At 59.5% G+C, this 24,772-nt stretch carries 22 protein-coding genes and 2 pseudogenes; 9 read left to right on the plus strand and 15 right to left on the minus strand.

What is annotated here, in order from left to right:
• Positions 1-12: 12 nt before the first annotated feature.
• From J2X71_RS33040 to J2X71_RS33055, 4 genes are all read left to right on the plus strand, one after another.
• On the plus strand, positions 13-933 hold the full coding sequence (locus J2X71_RS33040; RefSeq protein WP_310389074.1) for an amino acid ABC transporter substrate-binding protein: 921 nt from the start codon (positions 13-15) through the stop codon (positions 931-933).
• Between the two features lie 132 nt (positions 934-1,065).
• The gene (gene cax, locus J2X71_RS33045) at positions 1,066-2,157 is read left to right on the plus strand and encodes a calcium/proton exchanger (protein WP_310389170.1); all 1,092 of its coding nucleotides are present in this window, start codon (positions 1,066-1,068) and stop codon (positions 2,155-2,157) included.
• A gap of 198 nt (positions 2,158-2,355) precedes the next feature.
• Positions 2,356-2,661, plus strand: coding sequence for a potassium channel family protein (locus J2X71_RS33050; RefSeq protein ID WP_310389172.1), 306 nt, complete (start codon positions 2,356-2,358; stop codon positions 2,659-2,661).
• Positions 2,662-2,786: 125 nt separating this feature from the next.
• Positions 2,787-2,993 carry a hypothetical protein gene (locus J2X71_RS33055; RefSeq protein WP_310389076.1) on the plus strand — a complete coding sequence of 69 codons (207 nt, stop codon included), beginning with the start codon at positions 2,787-2,789 and terminating at the stop codon, positions 2,991-2,993.
• On the opposite strand, the gene J2X71_RS33060 is transcribed toward J2X71_RS33055, so the two are convergent.
• The 4 genes and pseudogenes from J2X71_RS33060 to J2X71_RS33075 form a co-directional block, all read right to left on the minus strand.
• On the minus strand, positions 2,975-4,126 hold the full coding sequence (locus J2X71_RS33060; RefSeq protein WP_405049781.1) for an AI-2E family transporter: 1,152 nt from the start codon (positions 4,124-4,126) through the stop codon (positions 2,975-2,977). The two genes, J2X71_RS33055 and J2X71_RS33060, sit on opposite strands and share 19 nt — an antisense overlap.
• A gap of 38 nt (positions 4,127-4,164) precedes the next feature.
• On the minus strand, positions 4,165-5,007 hold the full coding sequence (ppk2, locus tag J2X71_RS33065) for a polyphosphate kinase 2 (RefSeq protein WP_310389080.1): 843 nt from the start codon (positions 5,005-5,007) through the stop codon (positions 4,165-4,167).
• A gap of 18 nt (positions 5,008-5,025) precedes the next feature.
• Complete coding sequence (locus tag J2X71_RS33070; protein ID WP_310389082.1) at positions 5,026-6,744, minus strand: SulP family inorganic anion transporter; 1,719 nt, start codon at positions 6,742-6,744, stop codon at positions 5,026-5,028.
• Between the two features lie 79 nt (positions 6,745-6,823).
• A pseudogene (locus J2X71_RS33075) lies at positions 6,824-7,045 on the minus strand (DUF3302 domain-containing protein); the annotation flags it as partial.
• Between the two features lie 323 nt (positions 7,046-7,368).
• Between J2X71_RS33075 and J2X71_RS33080 the strand changes: the two are divergent.
• The 3 genes from J2X71_RS33080 to J2X71_RS33090 are packed head-to-tail and all read left to right on the plus strand — an operon-like array spanning position 7,369 to position 10,096.
• Complete coding sequence (locus J2X71_RS33080) at positions 7,369-7,683, plus strand: hypothetical protein (protein WP_113319977.1); 315 nt, start codon at positions 7,369-7,371, stop codon at positions 7,681-7,683.
• Positions 7,684-7,724: 41 nt separating this feature from the next.
• Complete coding sequence (locus J2X71_RS33085) at positions 7,725-9,128, plus strand: DUF3300 domain-containing protein (protein ID WP_310389174.1); 1,404 nt, start codon at positions 7,725-7,727, stop codon at positions 9,126-9,128.
• A 29-nt stretch (positions 9,129-9,157) separates the two neighbouring features.
• On the plus strand, positions 9,158-10,096 hold the full coding sequence (locus J2X71_RS33090; RefSeq protein ID WP_310389176.1) for a DUF2950 family protein: 939 nt from the start codon (positions 9,158-9,160) through the stop codon (positions 10,094-10,096).
• Positions 10,097-10,174: 78 nt separating this feature from the next.
• Here the strand turns inward: J2X71_RS33090 and J2X71_RS33095 are convergent.
• Both J2X71_RS33095 and J2X71_RS33100 read right to left on the minus strand, forming a co-directional pair.
• Positions 10,175-10,591 (minus strand): annotated as a pseudogene (locus J2X71_RS33095) (CYTH domain-containing protein); the annotation flags it as partial.
• Positions 10,592-10,626: 35 nt separating this feature from the next.
• Entirely contained in the window at positions 10,627-11,094 is a 468-nt protein-coding gene (locus J2X71_RS33100) for a hypothetical protein (RefSeq protein WP_310389085.1), read from the minus strand.
• A gap of 262 nt (positions 11,095-11,356) precedes the next feature.
• Here J2X71_RS33100 and J2X71_RS33105 point away from each other — a divergent pair, with 262 nt between their 5' ends.
• Positions 11,357-13,156 carry a hypothetical protein gene (locus J2X71_RS33105; protein WP_310389087.1) on the plus strand — a complete coding sequence of 600 codons (1,800 nt, stop codon included), beginning with the start codon at positions 11,357-11,359 and terminating at the stop codon, positions 13,154-13,156.
• A gap of 361 nt (positions 13,157-13,517) precedes the next feature.
• On the opposite strand, the gene J2X71_RS33110 is transcribed toward J2X71_RS33105, so the two are convergent.
• Positions 13,518-14,885 (minus strand): ISNCY family transposase, encoded by a 1,368-nt coding sequence (locus J2X71_RS33110; protein WP_222350584.1) that lies wholly within the window; start codon positions 14,883-14,885, stop codon positions 13,518-13,520.
• A 341-nt stretch (positions 14,886-15,226) separates the two neighbouring features.
• Between J2X71_RS33110 and J2X71_RS33115 the strand changes: the two genes are divergently transcribed.
• Positions 15,227-15,544, plus strand: a complete 318-nt coding sequence (locus J2X71_RS33115) for a hypothetical protein (RefSeq protein WP_007823507.1) — start codon at positions 15,227-15,229, stop codon at positions 15,542-15,544.
• A gap of 138 nt (positions 15,545-15,682) precedes the next feature.
• Here the strand turns inward: J2X71_RS33115 and J2X71_RS33120 are convergent, their stop codons facing one another.
• From J2X71_RS33120 to J2X71_RS33155, 8 genes are all read right to left on the minus strand, one after another.
• Entirely contained in the window at positions 15,683-16,768 is a 1,086-nt protein-coding gene (locus J2X71_RS33120; RefSeq protein WP_310389092.1) for a DUF917 domain-containing protein, read from the minus strand.
• Positions 16,769-16,773: 5 nt separating this feature from the next.
• Positions 16,774-17,877: a DUF917 domain-containing protein gene (locus J2X71_RS33125; RefSeq protein WP_310389093.1), complete on the minus strand. Its 1,104-nt coding sequence runs from the start codon at positions 17,875-17,877 to the stop codon at positions 16,774-16,776.
• Positions 17,867-19,414 carry a hydantoinase/oxoprolinase family protein gene (locus J2X71_RS33130; protein ID WP_310389095.1) on the minus strand — a complete coding sequence of 516 codons (1,548 nt, stop codon included), beginning with the start codon at positions 19,412-19,414 and terminating at the stop codon, positions 17,867-17,869. Before J2X71_RS33130 ends, J2X71_RS33125 begins: the two co-directional genes overlap by 11 nt.
• 5 nt (positions 19,415-19,419) lie before the next feature.
• Positions 19,420-20,304 carry an ATP-binding cassette domain-containing protein gene (locus J2X71_RS33135; protein ID WP_310389096.1) on the minus strand — a complete coding sequence of 295 codons (885 nt, stop codon included), beginning with the start codon at positions 20,302-20,304 and terminating at the stop codon, positions 19,420-19,422.
• Positions 20,301-21,143: an ABC transporter ATP-binding protein gene (locus J2X71_RS33140; RefSeq protein ID WP_310389098.1), complete on the minus strand. Its 843-nt coding sequence runs from the start codon at positions 21,141-21,143 to the stop codon at positions 20,301-20,303. Before J2X71_RS33140 ends, J2X71_RS33135 begins: the two co-directional genes overlap by 4 nt.
• Complete coding sequence (locus tag J2X71_RS33145; protein ID WP_310389100.1) at positions 21,140-22,021, minus strand: ABC transporter permease; 882 nt, start codon at positions 22,019-22,021, stop codon at positions 21,140-21,142. Before J2X71_RS33145 ends, J2X71_RS33140 begins: the two co-directional genes overlap by 4 nt.
• Positions 22,021-23,043 (minus strand): ABC transporter permease, encoded by a 1,023-nt coding sequence (locus J2X71_RS33150; RefSeq protein ID WP_310389102.1) that lies wholly within the window; start codon positions 23,041-23,043, stop codon positions 22,021-22,023. The genes J2X71_RS33145 and J2X71_RS33150 overlap by 1 nt, the downstream gene beginning before the upstream one ends.
• 109 nt (positions 23,044-23,152) lie before the next feature.
• Positions 23,153-24,712, minus strand: coding sequence for an ABC transporter substrate-binding protein (locus tag J2X71_RS33155; protein WP_310389104.1), 1,560 nt, complete (start codon positions 24,710-24,712; stop codon positions 23,153-23,155).
• Positions 24,713-24,772: the final 60 nt, after the last annotated feature.

A 24,772-nucleotide genomic window follows, 5' to 3' on the forward strand; every position in this document is an offset into this window, starting at 1 on the left:
GGAGGACCAGACATGTCAAGAAGAAATGGTCGTTGGACGGTCATTGCCGTCTCTGTCCTCACCGCGACGGCTGCTATCAGCACACCCGCGTGGGCGCAGACGCTTGACCGCGTCAGAACAAACAGTGCGTTGAAGCTCGGCTACGATGCGGATGCCAGGCCATTTTCCTTCAACGCCGAACAGGGCAAGCCCGACGGCTACGCTGTTGCCCTCTGCAACAAAATTGCCGATAGCCTGCGAGCACAGCTAAACCTGTCAAAGCTCGATGTGGAATGGGTTTCCCTGTCGGGCGACGCCAAAACGCAAGCCATAGAGAGCGGCGCGGCGGACCTTGTCTGCGGCGCGGAACCGGTGACGCTGACGCGCAGGCAGCAGGTCTCGTTCTCCATCCCTATCTTCCCGAGCGGTACCGGCGCGCTCCTCAGCGCGAGCTCTCCGCTGGCGCTACGCGAAGTGCTGCAATATGGCGAACCGTCGAGCCGTCCCGTCTGGCGCGGTTCACCGGCCCGCACGATCCTGGAGCACAAGACCTTCTCCTCGATTGCGGGCACGACCAGCGAAGGCTGGCTGACCGACAGGATCAAGACTTTCCAGCTCTCTGCAACGGTGACGCCCGTCAATAACTACCAGCAGGGGATCGAACGCGTGCTGGACGGCAGTTCGGCGGTGCTCTTCGGTGACATGCCGATCCTCATGGATGCCGCCGCCCGCAGCGACAATTCCGGCAACCTCATCGTTCTGCAGCGCCACTTCACGTACGAACCGCTAGGTCTCGAGCTGGCGCGCGGCGACGAAGACTTCCGCCTTGCTGTCGATCGCGCGCTGAGCCAAGCCTATGCCGCGCAGGATTTCCGGACATTCTTCACCACTTGGTTCGGGCCGCCGGATGAAGCGACCGTGACATTCTTCCGACAGACGGCGCTGCCGGAATAGCGCTGCGCATTGCGACCGATCATCGACGGTCGAAGAGAGCGGCGCTCTCCGGTGCAGGTCAATCTGACCTGTACCCCGTCTGTGTGCCGAAGCGACGAATATGGATTCAGGTTACAGGATGGGAGTGGTGGGGTGAGCCTCCTTTGGAAAGAAATTCGTAACAATCCAATGCTGTGGCTGCTCGTCGCGGTACCCGTGGTCTTTGTCGCTGCCAGCGCCGCCCCCCAGGCTCATACTCTGCTTTTCATCCTGTCGGTGCTTGCGGTGATACCGCTCGCCGGTCTCCTCAGCCACGCGACCGAATCCGTTGCGGCAAAAACGGGCGATGCCGCCGGCGGGCTGCTCAATGCCACGCTTGGAAACCTGACGGAGCTCGTCATAGCGCTGACTGCCCTGCGTGCCGGACAATATACGCTGGTAAAATCATCCGTCGCCGGTGCGATAGTCACGAACACGCTGTTCATGCTGGGCGCATCCTTTTTGCTCGGCGGCCTCAAGCATCACACGCAGGAGTTCAACCGCGCCAATGCGCGCCTTCAGGCGGGCCTGCTCTTCCTCGCCACGGTCGGGTTGCTGATGCCGTCTGCGGTTGCTTCGATGGATTCAGCGTCGGCGACGGCCGTCATCCAAAAGCTCAGCTTCGGCCTAGCGATCCTCCTCATCGTCGGATATGGGCTGGGGCTGCTGTTCACGCTCAAAACACATCGCGAGTCCTTTGCCGCCGCCGAGCACGCCCAGGCGGAAGAACCGCCGTGGCCGATTGGCATGGCTCTCGCCACACTTGCCGGTGTCACGATACTGGTCGCGCTGGTCAGCGAGATCTTCGTCGAGTCCGTGCAGGAGGCAGCCAAGGTTTTCGGGATGACGCCTGCCTTTGTCGGCTTCATCGTCGTCGCATTGGTCGGCGGCGCCGCCGAAATGGCTTCGGCATTTTCCGGTGCGCGCAAGAACCGCCTCGACCTGAGCGTGGGTATTGCCCTCGGCAGCGCGTCGCAGATCGCGCTGTTTGTCGCCCCCGTGCTGGTATTGTTGAGCTATCTGATCGGTCCGACACCGATGGATCTGCAGTTTGCACCTGGCGTCGTGGTCATGGTTTTCCTGGCGACAATCACGGCGATGTTTGTCACCAATAGCGGGCGCTCGGCATGGTTCATCGGCGTGTTGGTGCTGATGGTTTATATGATCTTCGCCATGACGCTGTATGTTTTGCCCGACCGAACGTAATGGGGCGCATCTGCGGGGAGGGGGCGGTCGTGGACGCGCCTTTGGCAACTGTCGTATGTGAAATGGCCTCTCAGCAGATAGACCCGTGAAACTAGGGCGGAAGATTTGGTGCCGCAACCTACACTTATCCCTGGCCCGAACCGCAGGGAGGTCAACGACGTGCCCTTAAAACCTGACCATAAATTGACCCATAGGGAGATGCGGCGCCTGTTCTTCGTCGCGCTCGCAAGGCAGCTTCGTGTGATCTGGCCAATCCTGTCGGGGATCGTCTCGGTGATGATCGTGTCCGGGCTTATAATCTGGCGCATAGAAAATTGGCGCATCGATGAAGCTGTCTATTTCACTTTTGTCACGGGCCTGACCATCGGCTACGGCGATTTTACCCCCAAACATGTTTCGTCGCGAATATTGTCGTTGGTGATCGGCTTTGCGGGAATTGTGCTGACCGGCATTGTCGCTGCCGTCACTGTAAAAGCGTTGAATGCCGACGACTGGGAACCTTGATTCCGCGTTCGGCTACGCTCTTACCCTCGGGATCGCGCAATTCAATCTGGTGTGAAGTGATCCAATCGAACCGTCCGAGCAGATATACGGAGCTACTTTATGAGCCGCGTGGACGAAGGAAATTGATGCTCCGACTTCCCGACATCCGTCATCATCTTGTTGGCATAGCCAGCGAGACGCTGGGGGAAATGTTTGAGGCCTACGATCTTGCCGTCGATGCGCTGGACCGTTTCCGAACCCAGCATCCGGGAGAAGACAAACTGATTACCGAATATGAGCAGCTTTGCCTAGAAATAGAGCGGGAGGTTCTCGTCTATTGCGCTGACCGCTGAACCTGTCCGTCGAAACCGGTGGCAGGATCATGCCCTGCTCCGCTTGCTGCGGTCGCAGGCCAGGCCCAGGCTCGCAACAATTCATAGAAGACGCTGAGGACCACCGGTCCCAGGAACAGGCCGAGAAGCCCGTGCGAGAGCGTGCCGCCGATGACCCCGATCAGGATGACGGGCATCGGGGTCGAGAGACCGCGCGCCATCAGTATGGGCTTCAGGACGTTGTCGACAACTGTGATCGGTATCGCGAGACAGGTAAAGACAAGAGCGACGGCCGACGGCCAGGAAAACCATGCCCAGATGATCATGGGCAGAAGCACCAGCCCGGGACCCAGCTGCATCACGCAGAGCATGAAGACCGCGAAGGTTAGCGCACCGCGTGCCGGAATGTCGAAGAAGGCAAAGCACAAGCCGCAAAGCAGCGTCTGCAGGAAGGCGACGCCGATGACGCCCCGCGAGACATTCCGCACTGTCGTTCCTGCAAGCCTGGCAAAGCCGACACCCTTCTCGCCGGCGATCCGGTTTGCCAGCAGCTGCGTTGCGGCCGCCAGTCGTGTGGCCCGCGTGAGAAACAGGCCGGAGAGCATGATCGAGGCGACGAAGCTCAAGACACCGCCGCCAATCGAGGCGAGCTTTGCGACGACAGCGCCCATCACCTCGCGAATGGGCGCCTGAAACTTGATGATGGTGGACGCCATGTCGCCGGCAATCTGGTTCCAGGTATTGTGAAGCCGCTCCCCAATGACGGGCCATTCCTTGATGGCTAGCGGTGCTGCAGGCAAGGTGAACTCTCCCGTCCACACCTTGCTGATCAAAGCCTGCACAGTGTCTGCGAAATTGACCGCGACCAGGGCGAGCGGCGCGATGATCAGGACGAGGCAACCAACGACGACGACGACCGCCGCAATCACTGGCCTGTTGCCGATCAGCCGCGAGAGTGCATCGAACATTGGAAACAGCGCCACCGCAAGAATGGCTGACCAGATGACGATCAACGCGAAGGGAGCGATAAGCTCCAGGGTCCAATAGGCGAAAAGCCCGATGATGCCCAGTCGGACGAGATCGCTGACGCGTGCCTCTACCGAAATCTGCCCCGCACTGCTCCTTTGCGGGGTCGCATCGTTGACCTGCTCCATGACTACACCCATTCCGCTGTGCCTAGCCGGACCCATCGTCATGACGTCGTGTCGGGTACCACATGCCGGATAGCGCGATCTTCGACATAGGCCGATGGGCGTTTCTGGCGCTTTCCGAGGTCCGGCGCTTCGAATTTCAGGCGCTCATAGGGGATCGATTGCAGGATGTGCGAGATGCAGTTGACCCGCGCCCGCTTCTTGTCATCGGAAGGTACGATCCACCACGGCGCGTGGTTGCTGTCCGTCATCCTCAGCATCTCGTCATAGACGCGCGTATAGTCCCACCAGCGCTGGTAGGATTCGACATCCATGGGGCTGAGCTTCCATTGCCGCAACGGATCGTCGATCCGGCGTCTGAAACGCCGTTCCTGCTCTTCCTCGCTGACCGTCAGAAAATACTTGAGCAGAATGACGCCGCTTTCGACGATTGCAGCCTCGAAACGCGGCGCCAGCTCGAGGAAGCGCTGCGCTTTTTTCTCACTGGAAAAGCCCATCACCCGATCGACGCCTGCGCGGTTATACCAACTGCGATCGAAAATCACGACTTCGCCGGCGGCCGGCAGATAGGCGATGTAGCGCTGCATATAGATCTGCGATTTCTCACGGTCGGTCGGCGCGGGCAGGGCGATCACGCGAAAGACACGCGGACTGACCCTTTCCGTTATGCGCTTGATCATCCCACCCTTGCCGGCGGCATCGCGCCCCTCGAAGACGATGACGATCCGTGCACCGGATTTCTTGACCCAGGCCTGAAGATGGGCCAGTTCCACCTGCAGCCGGGTGATTTCCTTCTCGTAATCCCACGACTTCTTTTTCTTTTTGCCCTTGCCGGTGCTGGATGCTTCACCATCGGCTAGTTTGGCCTCGTAATTCTCGTCCATGTCTCCCTCCTTCTGTAATTAAGGGGCAGTACCCGCCGGTGCGGCATTGCCGATCTGGTCGATATCGCCAATCAGCGTCCGCAGGGCTTCTTCTCTGCCATTGAAAATATTCTCCGCTCCAACAGTCTTGAGAACCCCGGCCCGTTCGAGAATGGCGCGGCTCTCATCGCTGAGATCGGCGAATGCGAAGATGATGTTCCGTGTCACGAGAATTTCGGCGACGGCTTCGAGCGCAGTCGCGCCGGTGCTGTCGATCTGCGTGATGGCGCTGGCGTCGAGCACCAGGCATTTGGTGTCGGCGGGAAGCGCCTTTGCGACTGACATCAGCCGGATACGGACATAATCTGCGTTATAGAACAGGATACTGCCCTGGACCGCGAAGACCGCGGCGCCCGGGACGGGGCGGGCTTCCGGGTAGCGCTGAAGATCGAAGAAACCGTGCCGACCTTCGATGCGGCCAAGCAGGCCGTCGCGTGGAAACATGGTCTGACGCAGTAGATAGGCGAAGGTTGCGGCGACGGCGACGATCACGCCGTTGAGAACGCCGAAGCTGATCGCTCCCCACATGGCTATGAGCGCGAAGACGAATTCCATGCGGCTGATACGCCAGATCTTCTTGAGTTCGTGAATATCGATGAGGCTGATGGCAGCCGCCACAAGAATTGCCGCAAGCGCAGGAATCGGAAGAACCCGCAATGCGCCATTCAGGAAAACCAGCGCCGCAATCAGTGTAGCTGCCGAAACGAGCCCGGCGAGCTGCGAAACGCCGCCCGTCGATAGATTTATGGCAGTGCGGGAATCCGACGCGCTGATCGGAAACGAACCGAAAAGGCCGGGCGCGATATTGGCAGCACCGAGTCCGATCAGTTCCTGATTGGCATCAACCTCCTCGCCGGTCCGCGACCCGAAGCTGCGGGCCGTTACGATGCCGGCGCCGAAGCTGACTAGAAAGATCGTGGCCGAGCCGAGCACGATCTTGTCGATCGGCATCTTATAGAATGCCGGCAGGGAAAAGCTCGGCATCCCGCTCGGCAAGTCGCCGACGACAGCGATGCCACGGCCCTGAAAGTCGAAGATCGCTGACAGGATGACCGAGACGACGACGACCAGAACCGGGCCTGGAACTTTCAAATTAAAGCCACGGACGATCCAGAGCAAAGCGAACATCGCAAGCCCGAGAGTGAGCGAAGGCCAGTGGATCAGGTTGCTCTTGGCAAACAATTCGACCAGCGGTGAGATCAATCCCTCGGATTCGATTTTTACGCCGGTGAACCGGCCGATCTGTCCGACAAGGATTGAAAGCGACACGCCGGCGAAAAAGCCGACCAGGATCGGACGGGAGAGGAAGCTTGCGAGGACACCGAGCCTCAGCAGCTTCGCGGCGATGCAGCAGATGCCAACCCCCAGCGCAAGCGCCGAAGCGATGGCCACCCGGTCGACATCCGTCCCTGCGGGTTCGGCTATGATGATGGTGCCCATCGCCGCCGCAAGCACAGTCATCGTCGCAGCATCAGGCCCGACAACCAGGAGCCTGGAAGGCCCGAAAATCGCATAGGCGATCGGTGCGACAATACTCGCATAAATGCCGGTCTCGGGAGGCAGGCCAGCAATGGCGGGATAGGCGATCGCGCTCGGCAGGCCGACGGCGGCGATCGACAGCCCGGCCGGGATATCGCTCCGGAACCAGGCCTTGTTGAAACCGGCCAAGCCTCGCAACACTGGAAGACTGCTTATCACCGCGGACTCCTATTGCTTCGTCTTGCTTCCTCAGGCTTCTCCGGCATCAAATCGCTGGCAGAAAAACGATCGGCGCCTCCCAGCCGCGATCCTGCCGGCGGAAGGTGGCCCAGACGAACAGGAACGGCCTGATTGCATGCAGGGTGAACAGCCTCACGCATCCGGCGACATGGATAGCGTCCTGATGGGAATGATTTCGTGCCTTGGCCATGAGATGAGGAATGTCGATTGCGAGCACCGCGCAGAAAAGGGTGACGACGACAAAGACCAGCACGCCTGAGGCAAAATAGTCGAGAAACACGATCGCTCCCTTCGGGCTGGCCTTGCCGAGCCGTTTCATCGCTATCGACAGCGGCATATTAGGCTCGTTTTCGTGCTGAGGCCCGTAGCATCGCGTAAGCTCTATTGAAGCACTGGAAGTTCTACCGTTTGCGGAGATCATCTCTGTGTGAAGGTAAAAAGGCTGGATCAAAGAGGCAGCGGTCATGTCAGCATTCGCGCCTGGGATTCCAGTGGGCTTTCGAAAGCCGGCTAACGTAAGATCGTGTATTTTACGTCTGCTGCCGATCGTTCTGCTATATACTTTTTCTCGTCTGCTTAGCGCAATTTGACAGCGGGGCGGGGATGGTGCCGGGAGAACAAGGTTCGACATTTTTGTCCGCCCTGGAGACGGCTGAGACTTATTTTCCCGACCAGAAGCGGCTGGTGCAGCGGCTTTTTTATGTAAACGAGCAATTTCACAGCATGTGTGAGGATCTCACTGCTGCGGCACAGGCTTTGGCGCACGTTGAGCGCTTACCGGAGGAGCTTCGGGAAGCGCGGCGGCTGGAATATGCGGGTCTCGTCGATGCCCTGTTGAAAGAGATGGGGGAGGCGATTGCCCAGTCGAAAATTGTGGTGCTCAGGCCGTTCCCGCAGACCGGCCCCAAATCTTCGTAAGCGTATCTATCATTCAATGGTCCAAGGGAGTTACGTGCGTGATGAAAGCAATATCCCGCAAACTGCTTGGTGGATTCTCTGCGCTGGCGATTATCGCGTTGCAACCGGTGCTCCCAGCGCGAGCACAGACGCAGGTCCCTCTACCAACGGCGGCTCCCGCGCAGGCGAGCGCCGAGCAGCCCGCAGCCGCGCTTCTTTCCGATGACGAGCTTGAAGTGCTCGTAGCGCGGGTCGCGCTCTATCCGGATGAGCTGGTTGCGGCAATTTCGGCAGCCTCGCTCTTTCCTCTGCAGATCGTCGAGGCGCAGCGCTTCCTGGAGGCAAAGAAGAAAAATTCCGACCTCAAACCCAAGAGCGATTGGGACGGCAGCGTCATCTCGCTGCTCAATTATCCTGACATCGTCAAGATGATGAGCGAGGATCTCGACTGGACCCAGTCCCTTGCCGATGCGCTCACCAATCAGCAGAAGGATGTCCTGATCGCCATCCAGCAGCTTCGCGACGAAGCGGTGGAAAAGAACATTATCAAGACGGATGACAAGGTCACGGTCGTCACCGAAAACGACAACATCATCATCCGGCCGACCGATCCGGAGAAGATCTATATCCCGCAGTATCCGCCGGAAATGCTGTATGAACCGGGTTATGTGTCGGCGCCGATCTCCTATTATCCCGATTATTACGACAACTATTATTACCCCGGGGCGGCGTTCTTTGCGGGCGCTGTGACCGGCCTTGCCTGGGCGGCCGTCGTTAACTGGGATGACTGGGGCGTATGGGGCGGCCACTGGGATGGCGATATCGACATTGACTGCAACAATTGCCTAAACGACCGTAACTTCAACGGAAAGATGAAGTGGAATGACGTCGACTGGAGCAATGTCGACCGCAGCAAATTGAACATCAGCAAGGACCAACTTGCGAAAATCGACCGGTCGGCGATCAAGTCCGGCCTGCAAGGCGATAATCGCAACCAGCTGCGCAACAAGGCCAAGGACATCCAGGCGAGCCAGTTGCCCGGCAATCGGGCCAACGCGGCACGTGCGCAGGATATTCGGAAAAACACGGCGCAGGGCCTGAAGGACAGACCACAGGCAAATCGGCCAACGGCGGGAAATAGGCCGGCGGCCGCAAATCGCCCAACGGCTGCAAATCGACCCGAGGCTCGTCCGGAGAGAGCAGCCAATCGTCCATCCAAGCCTGCGCAGAAATCCGTCAAGAAGCCCAACAAGCCGCAAATGGCCTCCAGACCCGACAATCGCGGTCGGCAACCAAGCGCACTTGGCAACGTCCAGTCCGGTCGCCGTGAAGCTGTCGCCTCGAAACGGGGAGCACAGAGCATGGGCGCCCATCGCCAGTCAGCTCGCCCCGCCCAGCATCGGCCGCGCCCGCAGGGTGGCGGCGGTCGTGGCGGCGGTGGCGGCCGTGGTGGCGGACGGCGGTGAGACCTCTTTCCAGCTCAGGGAGCTACATGATGAGACGCCAATCGACCATAATTCCGCTCATGTTGGCAGCAGCGCTTTGCGCAATGCCAGCTGCGCCGGCGCTTTCGCAAGCGCAGACAAATCTCGCCGAATACAAAGCGGCAACGTCCTCACCGAAATTCGACAGTCCGGAGCTCGCGCTCGACAAGCTGAAATCGGTGCTGGGCTCCAGCAATATCGACGATCTTGCCGCTCTGCTGGGCCTTAAGGCGGACAAGCTGCGCTCCAGCAACGAGGCGATGATCGCTTACGGATTGATCCGCGAGGGCGCCGAGCGGCAGGCGGTCTTGCGGGATTTCGAAGGCATGAGGATTGTTGCGATCGGCGATCGGCTCTGGCCGTTGCCGTTTCCGCTGACTGAAGGCAAGGACGGCAAATGGTCCTTCAACACTGAGCGCGGCCTCGAAGAGATCGTCAATCGCCGCATTGGCGAAAACGAACTCGCCACCATCGACACCATACATGAATATGTGTCGGCCCAGTATCAATATGCATCGGAGGATCGCGACGGCGACGGCATCTATGAATTCGCAAAGAAATTGATCAGCAGTCCTGGCAAGCTTGACGGGTTGTATTGGGATCCGAACCTCTATCCTGAGGAAAGTCCGGCAAGCGCGCTCGTCGAGACGGCAGCCTTCGGTGCCGCCAAGCGCGGGGAGGGCTATTTCGGCTACCGTTACCGCATCCTAACATCTCAGGGTGACAACGTACTTGGCGGCAAGCAAAGCTACGTCATCAACGGTTATATGACCGGCGGCTTTGCGCTGATTGCCTGGCCGGTCAAATACAGGGTCACGGGCGTACAGACATTCATGGTCAATGGCGCAAACGTCATCTACCAGAGTGATCTTGGGCCCCAAACGGACGTGCGCGCGGCGGCGATCAAGGATTTCAACCCGGACGCCAGTTGGACCGTGGTAAGCGAATAGAATTCAGCCGGCAGGGTCCTGCGCCGCCGGCGAAAGACGCAATGCAGCCGCCATCGCGCGGTTGGAGTATCGCTTCTAGCCCGTGACCTCGCGCCCCAGCCATTGAGGCAGGTTCGGTTGCTCATCCTCGCTCGCCATTTCGATCTCGGCGAGCGTCAGTCCCTCATACGCGCCGGCAAAGACATCCACATCCCAACTCTTGCCATCGTGGAGAACGCGGTAGCGGGTCTTTTCGATGATTCGGCCTGCCGCCCGGAGCAAGAGATCGCGCGCCTCCTCAACCGGAGTCTCATACTCATATTCCTCCCGGGCAAGGCCCGGCGTACGAAATTTGATCGTTAGGCGCGCCGAGCACCCATCGATCAGGCGGACACGGATAGGGTTTTGATCGCGCCGGCAAAGATAGGCCTGTTGCAGCACATGCGGCTCGCCGGCGCAAACGCGCCAGCTGTCGTTGCGGACCAGAAACTTTCGCTCGATCTCGGTCGCTTTCAATTCGATATTCCTTCGCTCAAGCCTGCTGTTGCCGGTCAGTTGACAGGCGGTTCCCAGGTGAGGAAGAAGCCCACATCTCCGGGCATGCCATCGGGAAAATTGATGATCATCGCCTTTAGCCCGTAACCCTGCGGTTTGGCGACCTCCTCGAACAGTTCGAGAAGCGCCTTTGCTTTGCCCTGCAATGTCTTCTGCCAGCCGGGCAGGTTGTTATTGATGGCGCGGCCGCTATCCGTGCAGAAAGTCGATGGAAAACTGTAGATCAGCGCCTCGTATTTACCGTCTGCGGCCGCTTTCGTAACCAGCCGCTTAATGACGGCGCGTTCCGTTTCCCCGATCTGTTTGCGCAAAAAATCCTCGACGAATTCGGCATGTTTCTTTGCCTCACGTGCCCTGATCTTTTCGTTGCGCTCCATTTCCAGAAGCTGGAGTTCCAGAGCGTGTTTCCGCAGGTCCTCTGTGCTCGTCACAGATTGGGATGTGGGCGTCCCATTTAATGTCATCGCCGGCTCCTCCAGAATGAGGATGATGATAGAGCGCACGGGAAGACGAGGGCAGTAAAATACACGTCCATTGCGGTAGGATACGGTATTTTACGCCAGCTTATGTCCAGCTGTAGTCACCCTAACGATCATGCGATCGATTTCCGAAATCCTTCCTTTAAATTAGCCGTTTCTACTAAATCTCGTTGCCGTCATGGCGACATGGGACTATCGTCGACGACTGCATACTGCAGGTTGTGATCAATCGGATTCGGGGGAACCGATGGCAAATGCAGGCGTTGACAGCGCTTGCGGCAGCGCATTTTCGCAGGAGGAGGTGCTGCAGCAACTTGAGCGCATTCTATCCAGCCCGGAGTTTCGACTTCCCGAGCGGGCGGGGCGATTCCTTGAATTTATTGTGAACGAAACACTTGCGGGCCGTCGCGAGTATCTGAAGGCCTTTACCATAGCACAGGCTGTTTTCGGCAGGGATGCAAACTTCGATGCCCAGCAGGATCCATGTGTCCGCATCGAGGCCGGGCGGCTGAGGCGGGAGCTGGAACACTATTACCTGACCGCCGGCAGCACTGACCGGATCATCATCACGGTTCCCCGCGGCGGCTATGTACCGGTCTTCGACGTGCAACAGGATATCGAGCACGCGGATATCTCAAGCTTCGGACGAATCCCTCGGCCTATATCCGGACGAAATAACACTGAGCAGGTCAATGTTATCAGAAGCACGACCAACCGAGATGGGGCGGGCAGGTATCTTTGGCGCCTCCGATATTGGCTTCTTGCGGGAGGCGTGGGGATCGTCCTCGTTCCGATGGCAGCGATACTTCAGCATGCCAGCTTGTTCGACACGGAAACCAAGGCGGCGAGGGGAGTAACCAGTCGCCCAACCATCGTTGTCGAGCATTTTGAAAGCGCCTCTGATGGCGGACATGCATCCGATATTTCGCGGGGTATCACAGACGCTATTATCGAAAAGCTTGTCCCTTTCAACGATATTATCGTGGTCGCTCCCCTGCCGCGCAATCGAGAAGGCCAGGCGTCGCAGCCACTCTATGCTCTCCAGGGAAGCGTGCGCTTGGAAGGCAGCACCGTGCGCTCAACGGCAAGGCTCGTGCGACGGATGGACGGAGTTGTCATCTGGGCAAACAATTATAATGCCGACATGAAAGTGCAGGGCATCCTGAAAACGCAGGCGAGCCTTGCAGACCACATCGCGACGGCGGTAGCGCGGCCGTTCGGCGTCATGTTCAAGGCGGACACCGCAAGCATTGCCGGGAGCCCGGACGCTTTTTCCTGCATTCTGTCCTACTATAGCTATCGCAGCGAGATGACCGTGAAGGCCCATGAGGTTGCGAAGTCCTGTCTGCAGCGGGCCGTCGAGAAGACACCCGACGACTCCAATGTTGCTGCCTTCCTTTCGCTGGTTCATCTCGATGAGTTCCGCTTTCCGTATCAATTGAATACCAAGCCGACCGCCGCCACGCTCAATCTTGCAAAGGAGCTTGCCGAACGCGCCGTGCAGCTCGACCAGAAGAATGCGCGCGCCCTTCAAGCGCTAATGCTGGCCAACTTTTTCAGCAATGACATGGTCGCAGCCCTGCGCGCCGGCGAGGCCGCCTATGCCAGCAATCCGAACGACACGGAAGTGGCGGGTGAATACGGCTTGCGTCTGTCGATGTCGGGAGAATGGAGCAGAGGCTGTGAACTGATTTCCGAGGCCATCAGCAGGAACGCCGGGCCGCGCGGCTATTACGAGGTCGGGATGGCGCTCTGTGCCTTCATGCGGGGTGACACGCAAGCCGCGGAACTTTGGTCGCGCATGTCGGACTTGAACTATAATCCGATGCATCGCCTTGTCTTGCTCTCCATCCTCGGCACCCTTGGAAAAACGGCCGAAGCAGAGGAGCAACTCGATTGGATCCAGCTTCGGTCACCCGCACTGATCCCGAACGTCAGGCAAGAAGTCGCCAAGCGGCTGGCCCGGACCGAGGACCAGGAGCGTTTCCTTGCCGGATTGAAGGCCGCCGGACTGCCTGTTTCAGATGACAAAGCGCCCCTTAATTGAAGTGGGTATCGCATATTGCGGTGACCGCAGCACTGAGGCAGCCGTTCGCCAGCGAGCAATCTTGCGTCGTTCGCCCAGTCCAATGTGGGAGCAGGTGCGTTTCATTGCATTTTCCTTGCGATTGATAACCCATTAGCATCATTCGCATGTCGCACTTGAAAATAGAATGTACCCCGCTACATACAATGTGGCGGGGAAGTTGGAATGTCCGCTGGTTGGCAAAGTTAAAATGTCACTTTGCGCTTCGGCACGGCACGGCGATTAGCTCCGATCTGAGCGGCTGATCCCGCTTGCAAGATCAGATCGGGGCGGGTGAGGCACACCCCTTCGGCTTTAGCTTTGAGACTATCCGATCGACCATTCACTCCGCAGCAGGTCGCGATAACGCCTTCGCGCGCCGCATAATCACCGCCGGATCGTTCATGAAATCCGTCTTTGGCCCAGGCTTGCGGCCACGCGGCGTATAGCCATTCTTGGCGCTGTTGGTCTTCACCTTCGGCTGCGGCTGATCCTGGCGTTCCTTGATATAGGCCAGCACATCGCCAAGCCGCTTGTTCTCGGTAATCGCCGCATGTGTCACTCGCTGATCCTTGTCGAACACCGTGTAGGGCAGGCAATACCCCTTCCAGCGCACATCCAGGCGTCCGTCAGCATAGGCATAGGTCTCGACATAGCGTCCGACCAGACCACGCGTCACCTCAGTCTCCTCCAGCATGATCCGCTTGCGCTCGAACGAAAACGTCAACTGCGATCCGACATAGCGCTGCTCTCGTTTGCACAGGATCTCCTTCAACCGATCCGGTGCAAGATTCATTGGACGATGCAGATCGTCGGGCCGGGCAGGGGCAATCGCAAAGCGTGCGTTGTAGTCTTCCATGAAGCCAGGCAACAACGCATTGCCTGCCTCCATGTTGCAGATCCCGGCCAGCCGCAACTCCTTGACCAGCCGATCTTGCAGCGTCCGGTTCATCCGCTCGACACGCCCCTTGGCCTGACTGGAATTTGCGCAAAGAATCTCGATGCTTAGCTCGCAAAGCGCACGCCCGAACTGGGTCATGCCCTGGCCACCCTTGGCTTCCTTCTTCGCCACCCGGAACACCGAATGCTTGTCCGAATAGAAGGCAACCGGTGCGCCATGACGCTCGAGATAGAGCTCCAATGCCTCGAAGTAAGTGAAGGCGCTTTCCGATCGCACAAAGCGCAACTGCATCAATCGACCAGTCGCATCATCGACAAAGACCAGCAGCGAGCACGGGTCACCGCGATCCTCGAACCAGCGATGCTCGGACCCATCGATCTGCACCAGCTCGCCATAGGCCTCGCGTCGCAGCCGCGGCTGATGAAACGTTCGACGCTGTTTGCGCGACAGCCAAAGCCCGGCCTCCGACATCCAGCCACGCAATGTCTCGCGCGACACCCGCAATCCATCACGCTCGGCAAGCTTCTCGGCCGCCAGCGTCGGACCGAAGTCCGCGTAGCGTTCACGAACCAGCGTCACCGCGTAATCCCGAACACCATCGCTGATCCGGTTGTTCGACGGCCGGCCGATCGCCTTGTGCCGGATTGATGCTGCGCCGTCAGTGCGCATCCGCTCCAGAAGACGGCGGACCTGGCGCGTGCTCAGATCAAGCACATGCGAAGCCGACACCATCGTCATCCGGCCGGCCATCACCTTGGACAAAATCTCGATCCGCTGCAGATCACGCTCGCTCATCGCAATCAGTCCCATCCGCAATCTCCCAGGTCATTAAAACCCGGGGAGAGTGACATTCCAACTTTGCAGAAACAGGACACTTCAACTTTGCGGCTACACATGAGGATCGCATAATCTATCTTATGGAACTACAGCCGCACCTAAACCATAGCCCGAACCTCAGACTCCCAAACCCGCTACTGCGAAGCAGCAACATAAGTCGGGATGACCCGGGCTAAAGAGGAAGCATGTTGTTAGAGTGGTTGTTCACCATTCGCCGAGAAGTCAAAGCCGGTTGGGGCGCCGTTGGATGATCTATTGAGCAATTTCGGATAATAGCAGAGGCATCCATAGCGGAATTGCCTCGGAGTAACATCGTGAAGTCTCGATTGTCGTCCAAACTTGTACTTTCAGCATTTGCGTTGCTTGCCAGTTCGACGCTTGCTTCCGCGGGCGGCTGGCAGACCGACACGCAAGGCACATCCAATTGGCATGTGACGCCGCCAATCGGGCAGTGCAACGTCAGTCGGGCCAGGAACAGAGCAATACGCGCCGGCATTTACCGCAGCGAGATCGTCTATCGCGACGAGAACGTGCTGACCTTCAGAGGGCTGACCATTAACGGGGATCGCAAGGAGATCACCTTCGGAAACGAGGCAAGCTGCCCGGAACTGGAGTCGAGAGACATTCCATAGATCGCCAGGCAGGCCATACAGTTAAATGTCTGTATTCATGCGGAAGGTGCCACGACTTCGGTGTTCAGCGCATTCAAAACCGCGCCGAACACTCGAACCATCGCTACATTCCAACCACCACAACAAACCGTCCCACACCTAGGTGAACGCGTAGGGCTTGTAATCCGTATCGTAACCGAAGTAGCGCGGCCCCACCAAGGCGATCCCGGCCGGTGTCTGCCATTGCGGGTTACACGGGAAGGCGAGCGCCACGAGGCGCAATCCATACCGCAAGGAGTCTGCGGTCACGGGAGCCCCCGTCTCAGCCTCCAGCAGCGTGATGAGATCAGGCGTCGTGCAGATTATCTTGCCATCCCGCTCAGCCATCAGGAATTCGTTCTGGAAATCCAGCCTGAAGCCGTGGCCCTTCCATTCGTCGAGACCGTCGAAACGCGCACTGCCCCGGGCAAAGCCACCGATGGTGCGGCGATCGACATCCTTGACGCGGCCGTGGAAGATGATGCTCGCGCCGAGCAACCTGGTGATGGCAGCCACGGGATCGGCATGTGCTGTTCGGGTTTCCCGCAGCGTGCGGCCGAGGTTGACGCAGAGCGACAGCGTCCCACGCACAACCGCCTTCTTAGCGACCTCCCCGCTCATCGGATAGAAGGCGAGCAGCGCGGAACCACCCATTTCGACGGTTGCGGCACGCGCCAGACGTTCCGTCCAGCCGTTGCTCACTGTTTCCAGAACCAGTGAATTGCCCTTGTCGTCGCAAAGCACCATCGGCGTTGCCGAGACGCCGTGCAGCGTAAAGGTCTCCATCTGCAGTTCCGGATAGGCACGCCCCATGCCGTCACCATCGACGAGCGGCAGGCCGCTTGCTGCGGCGACAACGAAAGGCGTGGTCGAATTGATGCCGCCTGCCTCGCCGCAGAGCACCGCGTCGATCTTTCGCCCCAGCACTTTCTCGAGCTGACGGAAAGCATTCATCAGTTCGTCGCCCTGGGGCAGCTTTTCGGTCATGACGGTTGGAGCGCCCATCATGCAGACGGGCACGACCAGCGCGTCGTCAGGCAGTTCGTCGACATCGACAAGCTTGACCGGGCCATGCTTGCGGATCGCCTCCTGCGCCATCAGCTTGCCGACATAGGGATCGCCGCCGCCACCTGTGCCGAGAATAGCGCCGCCGATCGCGATGTCTTCGAGATCTTCGGCATGGATCGTTCTCAACGTCTTCATCATTCCCCCTATCGCGCGATTTCGCGCGTAACCAGCGGCTCGAATGTCAGCTCCGGAAAGCCGAAGGCTTTCGGCCCGACGATTTCGAGTGCGCGCGGCGTTTTCATCAAATCGTGCACCGGCAGGCCGATGACGGCGACGCGCTGGCCATAGCGCAGCATCTCGGTGGTGATCGGCTCGCCAGTATCGATTTCGAGATTCATGATCAGGTCTGGCACCATGATGACGGGCCTCTCGTCGATCCAGAGCACGAGGTTTTCGTTCTGGATGGCGATGCGGGCTTCCGCACCCGTCCAGTCACCAGTGCCGGCGATGATGGCATGGCCACGCGCAAAGCCGCCCTTCAGTTCACGGCGGATATCGACGATCTTGCCGGTGAAGAAGAGCTTGGCGCCGGCGCTTTCAATCACACGCTCAACCACATTCTGACGCTTGGCGCGGGCATCGAGCACGGTGCGGCCGATTTCCAGTGCCTGGCTGACCGTGCCGGGAATGGCGGTGCGGCGGACGAAGTCGCCGCGCATCGGCGCGGTGGCGAAGCCGGCCCCTGCCCCCATGGCGACAGCCGTGTCGCGGGCGAAACGCTCGAGCCAGAACATGTCGATGACGTCCTTGAAAACGACGACATTGCCCTTCTCATCGGCGATAGCCGCCGGCGAAACCGGTGCGCCGTAGATCATGTAAGTCGTCATCTGTACCTCGGGGAAGGCGCGACCCATGCCATCACCATCGACGACCGGCAGTCCGGCCATTGCGGCGGCAATGATCGGTTCGATGGAATTGGCGCCGCCGATTTCGGCGGAAATCACTGCCGAAACCTTGACACCCGCGGTCTCCTCGACCGCGCGCATTGCGCGATAGCATTCGCCGCCTTCCTCGATCTTCTCGACACCGACAACGGGCGCGCCGATGCCGCCGACTTCAGCGACCCAGCTGTCCTCCGCAAGCGCCTCCAGCGGTATCACTCGCACCTGCGCTCCCTTGCGCATCAATTCGCGGGCGCGCAGCATGCCGATATAGGGATTGCCGCCACCGCCGGTACCGAGCAGGGCGGCACCGATCGACAGCGGCAACAGATCCTCTTCCCTAAGCAGGTAACCTTCAGCGGGCATTGAGCTCTCCCACAGCCTTGACGCGGATGCGGGTAGCATTGCCCGGCAGATAGGCGAGCGGCACATCCTCGACATCGACGATCTCGATGGAGTCGCGTGCAGCGCCTGCCGCAACCGCTGCTTCGATGGCTCGGCTCTTGGCATCTTCGAGTGATTTCTCGCGTCCCATTTCGGCGAGTGCATAGACCCGGTCGACTTCACCCGAGACCTGCGCGATCGCCGCGCCGACGGCGTTGGCGACGCCGAAATGCGATGGTTTGATCACTTCGAGTCCTGCAATCGGCCGATTCACGAGGATGGAGCCCCCGCCGACAACAATGACAGGCAAGGGATCGGGAGACAGGCGGGAGCGCTCCACGCAATCCTCGAGCATGTCGTGGATCTTTTGCTGTACGCGCTGCAGCAGATCGGCCGGAAGATGGGAAGCCTTGGCAGGATCGCCGAGTGTCGCGTTGCCGGCAGCAACGGTGATATCGGTCGTTGTCAGCGTCTTTCCACCGAAGATGAGCGCTTCCGTCTGAATACGGTAGCCGACCGACACCGGACCGACCTTGATGCCATTCTCCGTTTCGACGACATGCGAACCGCCGCCAAGGCCGATCGAGAAGACGTCGGGCATGCGGAAATTGGTGCGCACGCCACCCACTTCGACGGCGACCGTGGCCTGCCGTGGGAAACCTTTATACAGGGAGCCGACATCCGATGTCGTGCCGCCGATATCGACGACGATTGCATCGCTGACACCAGAGAGGAAGGCCGCACCGCGCATGGAATTGGTGGGACCCGAGGCGAAGGTCAGGACTGGGAATTTCTCGGCGAAGGCGGCATCCATCAGCGTGCCGTCATTCTGCGTCAGGAAGAACTTGCCCTTGATGCCGGTCTCCGCGATCGCCTTGCGGAAGGCATCGATCACATGGGCCGAGAGATCGCGCAGGCAGGCGTTCATGATCGCCGCATTCTCGCGTTCGAGCAGGCCTATGCGGCCGATCTCGCTGGACAGCGTAATATGAGCGCCTGGAAGAGCCTTTTCGAAGATCTCGCCAGCACGCTTTTCAAAGTCAGTGCTCACAGGCGAGAAGACGGACGTGATGGCGATCGTGTCGATGTCCTTCGCCTTGATGTCGGCGGCAATCTTCAGCAGTTCTTCCTCGTCAAGCGGCGAGATCACCCGGCCATCGAATTCATTGCCGCCGTGAGCGAGATAGGCATGATTGCCGATTGCCTGCTTCAGATCCTCCGGCCAGTCGACCATCGGCGGCAGTGAGGCGGTGGCCGGCAGGCCAAGACGGACAGCAGCCGTCTGGGCGAGATCGCGACGCTGAACGACAGCGTTGGTGAAATGCGTCGTGCCGATCATGACGAAGTCGACCGCGGATGCCTCCATCCCTGAGGCTGCGAGCACGTCACGCAGCGCGTTGACGACACCGCTCATGACATCTGCTGTTGTCGCCGACTTCACGCCGGCAATCACGTCCGGTCCATTCATGATGACGGCGTCCGTATTGGTGCCGCCGACGTCAATACCAATTCTGATCATCAGTCCTAACCTCGTTGGTGACTTGCTTGTTGATCGACTTCCCTGAGCGCCAGCAATTTCTCGGCTGTCGGGATCTCCCCGTCGATCAATGGAATCTTCGGGCGCATCGCCTCCTCCTCCTTCGAAATGACGGGAGCGGAGGCGAGGAGAAGCCGTGTATAATCGTGGGATGGGTGTTCGAAGACGGAGGATACCGCCCCCGTTTCGACGATCTGGCCACGATAGAGCACGCCGACAGTGCCGGCGAAATTGCGCATCAGGCTCAAATCGTGGGAAATGAAAAGATAGGTGAGATCCATGCGCCGGGCGAGATCGGTCAGCAGGTCGATGACACGCGCCTGTACCGAGACGTCGAGCGCCGAGGTCGGTTCGTCGAGCACGAGCAGTTTCGGCTCGACGGCAAGGGCGCGTGCAATCGCCACGCGCTGCTTCTGACCGCCGGAAAGCTCGTGCGGATAACGCTCGGCGAAATTCGCCGGCAGTTGCACCATCTCCAGGAGCTCGGAAATGCGCTGGCGCCTGTTGCCGGGAAAACCATGCGCATCGAGCGGCACGGCGACGGACTGGCCAACGGTACGACGCGGATTGAGCGAGGAGCCTGGATTCTGGAAGACCATCTGCACATGTCGCGAATGGTGACGTCCCGTTTTCGCAAGACCTTCGCCATCAATCAGGATTTCGCCGGCATCCGGTTTTTCGAGCCCCATGATCATGCGGGCGATGGTCGATTTGCCGGAGCCGCTTTCCCCAGCGAGGCCGTAGACCCTCCCCTTCTCGATCGAGAAGGAAACGTCGTCAACCGCCCTCACCTCGCCGATCTGGCGGCCGAAGGCATTGCGAACGGGAAAGGATTTCGCAAGATTGCGGATCTCAAGCATCGGCGTGCTCATGCGGTCACCTCCCCGCTAGAGCGCGTGCCACCCGTCAGCCGCGGAACGGCATCGATCAGGCTGCGGGTATAGGGATCGCGCGGATTGTCGAAGATACCGGCGGTCTCGCCGTGTTCGACAATGGCGCCCTTGTTCATGACATAGACATAGTTCGAGGTCTCGCGCACAACGCCGAGATTGTGGGTGATCATCAGCAGCGCCAGACCGCGCTCTTCAACAAGATCCTTCAGCAGCTTCAGGATTTGCGCCTGCGTGGTGACGTCGAGCGCGGTGCCCGGTTCATCGGCGATCAAAAGCTGCGGTTCACTCAAGAGCGCCATGGCGATCAGCACGCGCTGGCGCATGCCGCCTGACAGCATGATCGGGAAGGCCTGCGTAACGCGCTCGGGATCGCGCATGCGAACCTGTTCGAGCACCTGATGGACGCGCACCACGCGCTCCCTGCGCGAGCGCGAGCGGCCGAGACGCTTATCCGCATATTTCAGGATCGTGCCCATCTGGTCGCCAACGGTGAAGACCGGATTGAGCGAACTCATCGGGTCCTGGAACACCATGGACATGGCGGTACCGCGCAGCCGCAGCCGGTTCTTCTCGGGCATGGTGAGCAGATCCGCGCCATCATAATAGATCTCGCCGGATGTGATGCGGGCGGGTGGCTGGCGTAGCAGGCCCATGATCGCCTTCATCGTCACCGTCTTGCCAGAGCCGCTTTCGCCGACAAGGGCAACTTGCGACCGGGCCGGGACGTCGAGGCTGACGTCGTGCAGCACGCGGCTGGTGCGGCCATAGGTGGAGAACTCGACCGAGAGATTGCTGACACACAGGAGAGGGAAACTCATCGGACCTCCTGGACGTCGAAGAGGTCTCGCAGGCCATCACCCAGCAGGTTGAAGCCCAGCGCGACGAAAAGAATGGCGGAGCCAGGCAGAACCGATTCCCACCAGTAATCCGGCAGGAAGGCGGCGCCCTGGGCGACCATCGTGCCGAGATCCGGCGTCGGCGGCTGGATGCCAAGGCCCAGGAAGGAGAGCGAGGCGCCGACGAGGATGACGAAGCCGCAATCGAGCGAGGTCTTCACGGCGATTGCCGAGACGCAGTTCGGCAGGATCTCGCGGAAGAGGATATGGAACTTGCTCGCACCGAGTGTCTCCGCCGCCTCGATGAATTCCTGGGCGCGGATCTGCTTGGTGATCGAATAGATCAGTCGTGTATGCCAGGTCCACCAGAGCGCCGATATGGCAAGCAGCGAATTGATGAGGTTTGGCGACAGCACCGCGGCGACGGCGAGCGCCATGACGAGCGGCGGGATGGCGAGCGCGATATCCGTCACGCGCATGATCAGCACCTCGACCCAGCCTCCAAAATAGCCGGCGAGAATGCCGAGGATGGTGCCGATCGGAACGGCCGTGCCGAGCACGACCAGCGCCAGAAGCAAGGAGATACGCATGCCGAAGATCACGCGACTGAAGATATCGCGGCCGACATTGTCCGTGCCGAACCAGAAGTCGCCTGATGGCGGCAGATGGCGGGCGCGAAAATTGACGGCAGCCCCGACATGTTCGGGATGCGGCGTGATCCATGGCGCGAGGATCGCGGCGAGCACGCAGATGATGACGATCGCTGCACCGATGACGGCGGTCGGATTGCGCGAGAAGCGATACCAGTTCTGATAGGCATTCGAGAGGCGTTCTGCCTCGATAACAGGCGTATCGGACATCAGCGCCTCCCCCGGATACGAATGCGCGGATCGACAATGCCGACCAGCACATCGATGACGAGATTGACGATGACGAAGAAGACGCCGGAGACGATCACCACGCCCATGACTGCGTTCAGGTCCTTCTGCATGATGGTGCGCACGCCATAGGCGGCCATGCCGGGCCAAGCGAAGACGAGTTCGACGACGAAGGCGTTGCCGATCAGCGATGCGAATTCGAGGCCGGAAATGGTGAGCGGCGGGACGAAACTCGGCCGCAACATATATTTGAAGACGCGCACACGCTCGGGAACGCCAAAGGCACGGCTCGCCTCGATATAGTCCTGACTGGCGACGTCGATCATCGAGGAGCGCGTGATGCGGGCGATCTGACCCATGGTCGCCGCAGAGAGCGCGAGTGAGGGAAGAAGGAGATAGCGCAGGCCCTCGCCGAAAACGTCCAGCCGCCCGTGCAGCAGGGAATCGAGCGTGACGAGACCGGTAATATCGGCACTGAAGACCATGCCTGGCGGCAGGCGCCCGGTCGTCGGCAGGATATGCAGCACATAGCCGGCAAGGATCTGCAGTACCAGCGCGAGGAAGAAGCTCGGCGTCACGGCGGAAAAGATCGCAATCAGCCGCACGAGATTATCTGGCCATTTGTCCTTCCAGCGCGCGGCAGCGACACCCAACGGAACACCGAACAGGAAGGCGATGGTGATCGTGGCGAGCACCAGTTCGAAGGTCGCGGCAAAGGTCTCGCGAATATCGTCACTGACCGGGCGCTTGGTCAACAGCGACAGGCCTAGATCGCCGCCGACGAGCCCGGAAACATAAATCCCGTATTGCTGGATCAGCGGCTTGTCGAAGCCGAGTGTCTGGCGAAATTGCTCGACCTGCTCATTGCTGGCACGCGGTCCGAGCGCCAATCTCACCGGATCCCCCGGCATGCCGCGAGCGATCGTGAAGATCACCACCGACAGTCCGAAAAGAACAAGCAGCGACCACAAGGCGCGCCTGACCAGGAAGAGGAGGAATTCCAATGTTCCAGCCCTGTTTCAATTCATGATAGAGGATGTGGACGGCCCTTTCGGGCCGTCCTTTCCGGGCAGTTCGTCATGAGGGTGACACTGCCCGAAACGCGCTCAGCCGTTACTTGCAGGTCCAGCGGTAACGGGTGAACTTGTAGTCAAAGGACTGCATCGGCACGGCATGGAAGCCTTCCAGGCACTTGTCCATGGCATGCTGTACCGTCTGCGTTTCCAGGAAGACATCCGGCTGCAGATCGACGATCTTGTGCTGCAATTCCTTGTAGATCTCGGCCTGCTTGGCCTTGTCGGGCGTTTCGCGAGCTTGATCGATCAGGGCATCGATTGCCGGATCCTGCAGCCATTCGGCCGAAGCCCAGGTGCCGGCCGCTTTCGAATGATATTGCGTGAAGAACATGGAATCCGGCGAAGGATAGGTCGGGCCGAAAAAGATCTGGTTGACGTTTGGCGTCGTTTCGACCTTGCCGGCAATTTCCGTCACTCGGTTCCACGGATCGGCCTGCTGTGTCACCTTGAAGCCTAGCTGTTCGAGGTTCGACTGCATCAGCAGGCTGAGCTCTTCCTCGAACTTGGTGCCGGCAACATAGCCGAGCGTGATCGGTATCTCGCCGCCGGCATATTTCGACTGGGCAATTTCCGCCTTGGCAGCCTCGAGATCGTATTTCGGTGCCGGCAGGTCGCTCGCATAATAGTCAGCAAAACCTGAAGGCAGGGGACCGTTCAGCTGACCGCCCGGCACGATGACGCTGCGGATCGTGTCGTAGTCGGTTGCATAGGCAAGTGCACGGCGAATATGGATATCGTCGGTCGGCGGTACCTTGGTATTGAGCTTCAGGTAGAAGCCGATAGTCGTATCTTCGCTGACGATGTTGAAGCGGCCCATCTCCTGCAGCGCCTTATAGGTATCAGGCGCCTGGTATTGGCTGCTCATCGTGAGTTCGCCAGAGGCTGCAAGCGAGCGTACGGTCGCCTCGTCATTGGTGATGATCCAACGCACTTCGTCGATCGGGCCGTCATTGAAGCCCTTGTAGTATTTGGGATCGCGTTCGATCGTCATTGACGCGCCACGGTCCCAGTTCTTCAGGGTGTAGGGACCCGCACCGGCAGTCTTCGTCGAAAGATAGGTCTGGCCGTCATCACTGCCGGCATTGGCCTTGACCACGTCAGCATTGACGATGAAGACGGCCGGGACCGTGCTGAGGAACGGCGCGAAGGCTTTCGAGAGGGTGAATTTAACGGTGTGCTGATCGACGGCCACGACCGAACCCGGCTTCAGCACGTCTGCGAAGAGGTTGGCCGGCCCGAGATTAATCTTCAAAAGCCTGTCGAAGGAATAGACGACGTCAGCGGCCTCGACCGGCGAACCATCGCTGAAATGCGCGTCGGAACGCAGTTTGAAGGTCACTTCCTTGGCATCCGGCGAGACCGTCCAGCTCTCGGCGAGCTCAGGCTGCAGGTTGCCGCTGGAATCGACGGTCACCAGACCATCATAGAGGTTCACGGCAGCCATATAGTCGGTGTAATCAGAGATCTTGGCGGGATCAATCGTACCGAAGATCTGGACGGTATTCATGGTCACGGTCGTTTTGGCCGCGGCCGAGCCCGCAAAGCCGGCGGCAAGCACGGCCATAGCGGTAGAAGCAATCAGCTGTAATCTGCTCATGATATCTCCCGGTTCAAAAGTTCCCTGCGACCATTTTGATCGCTTTTGTTGGACCGCCTT

It is taken from the genome of Rhizobium sp. 1399 (genome assembly GCF_031455475.1).
Lineage (GTDB): Bacteria > Pseudomonadota > Alphaproteobacteria > Rhizobiales > Rhizobiaceae > Rhizobium.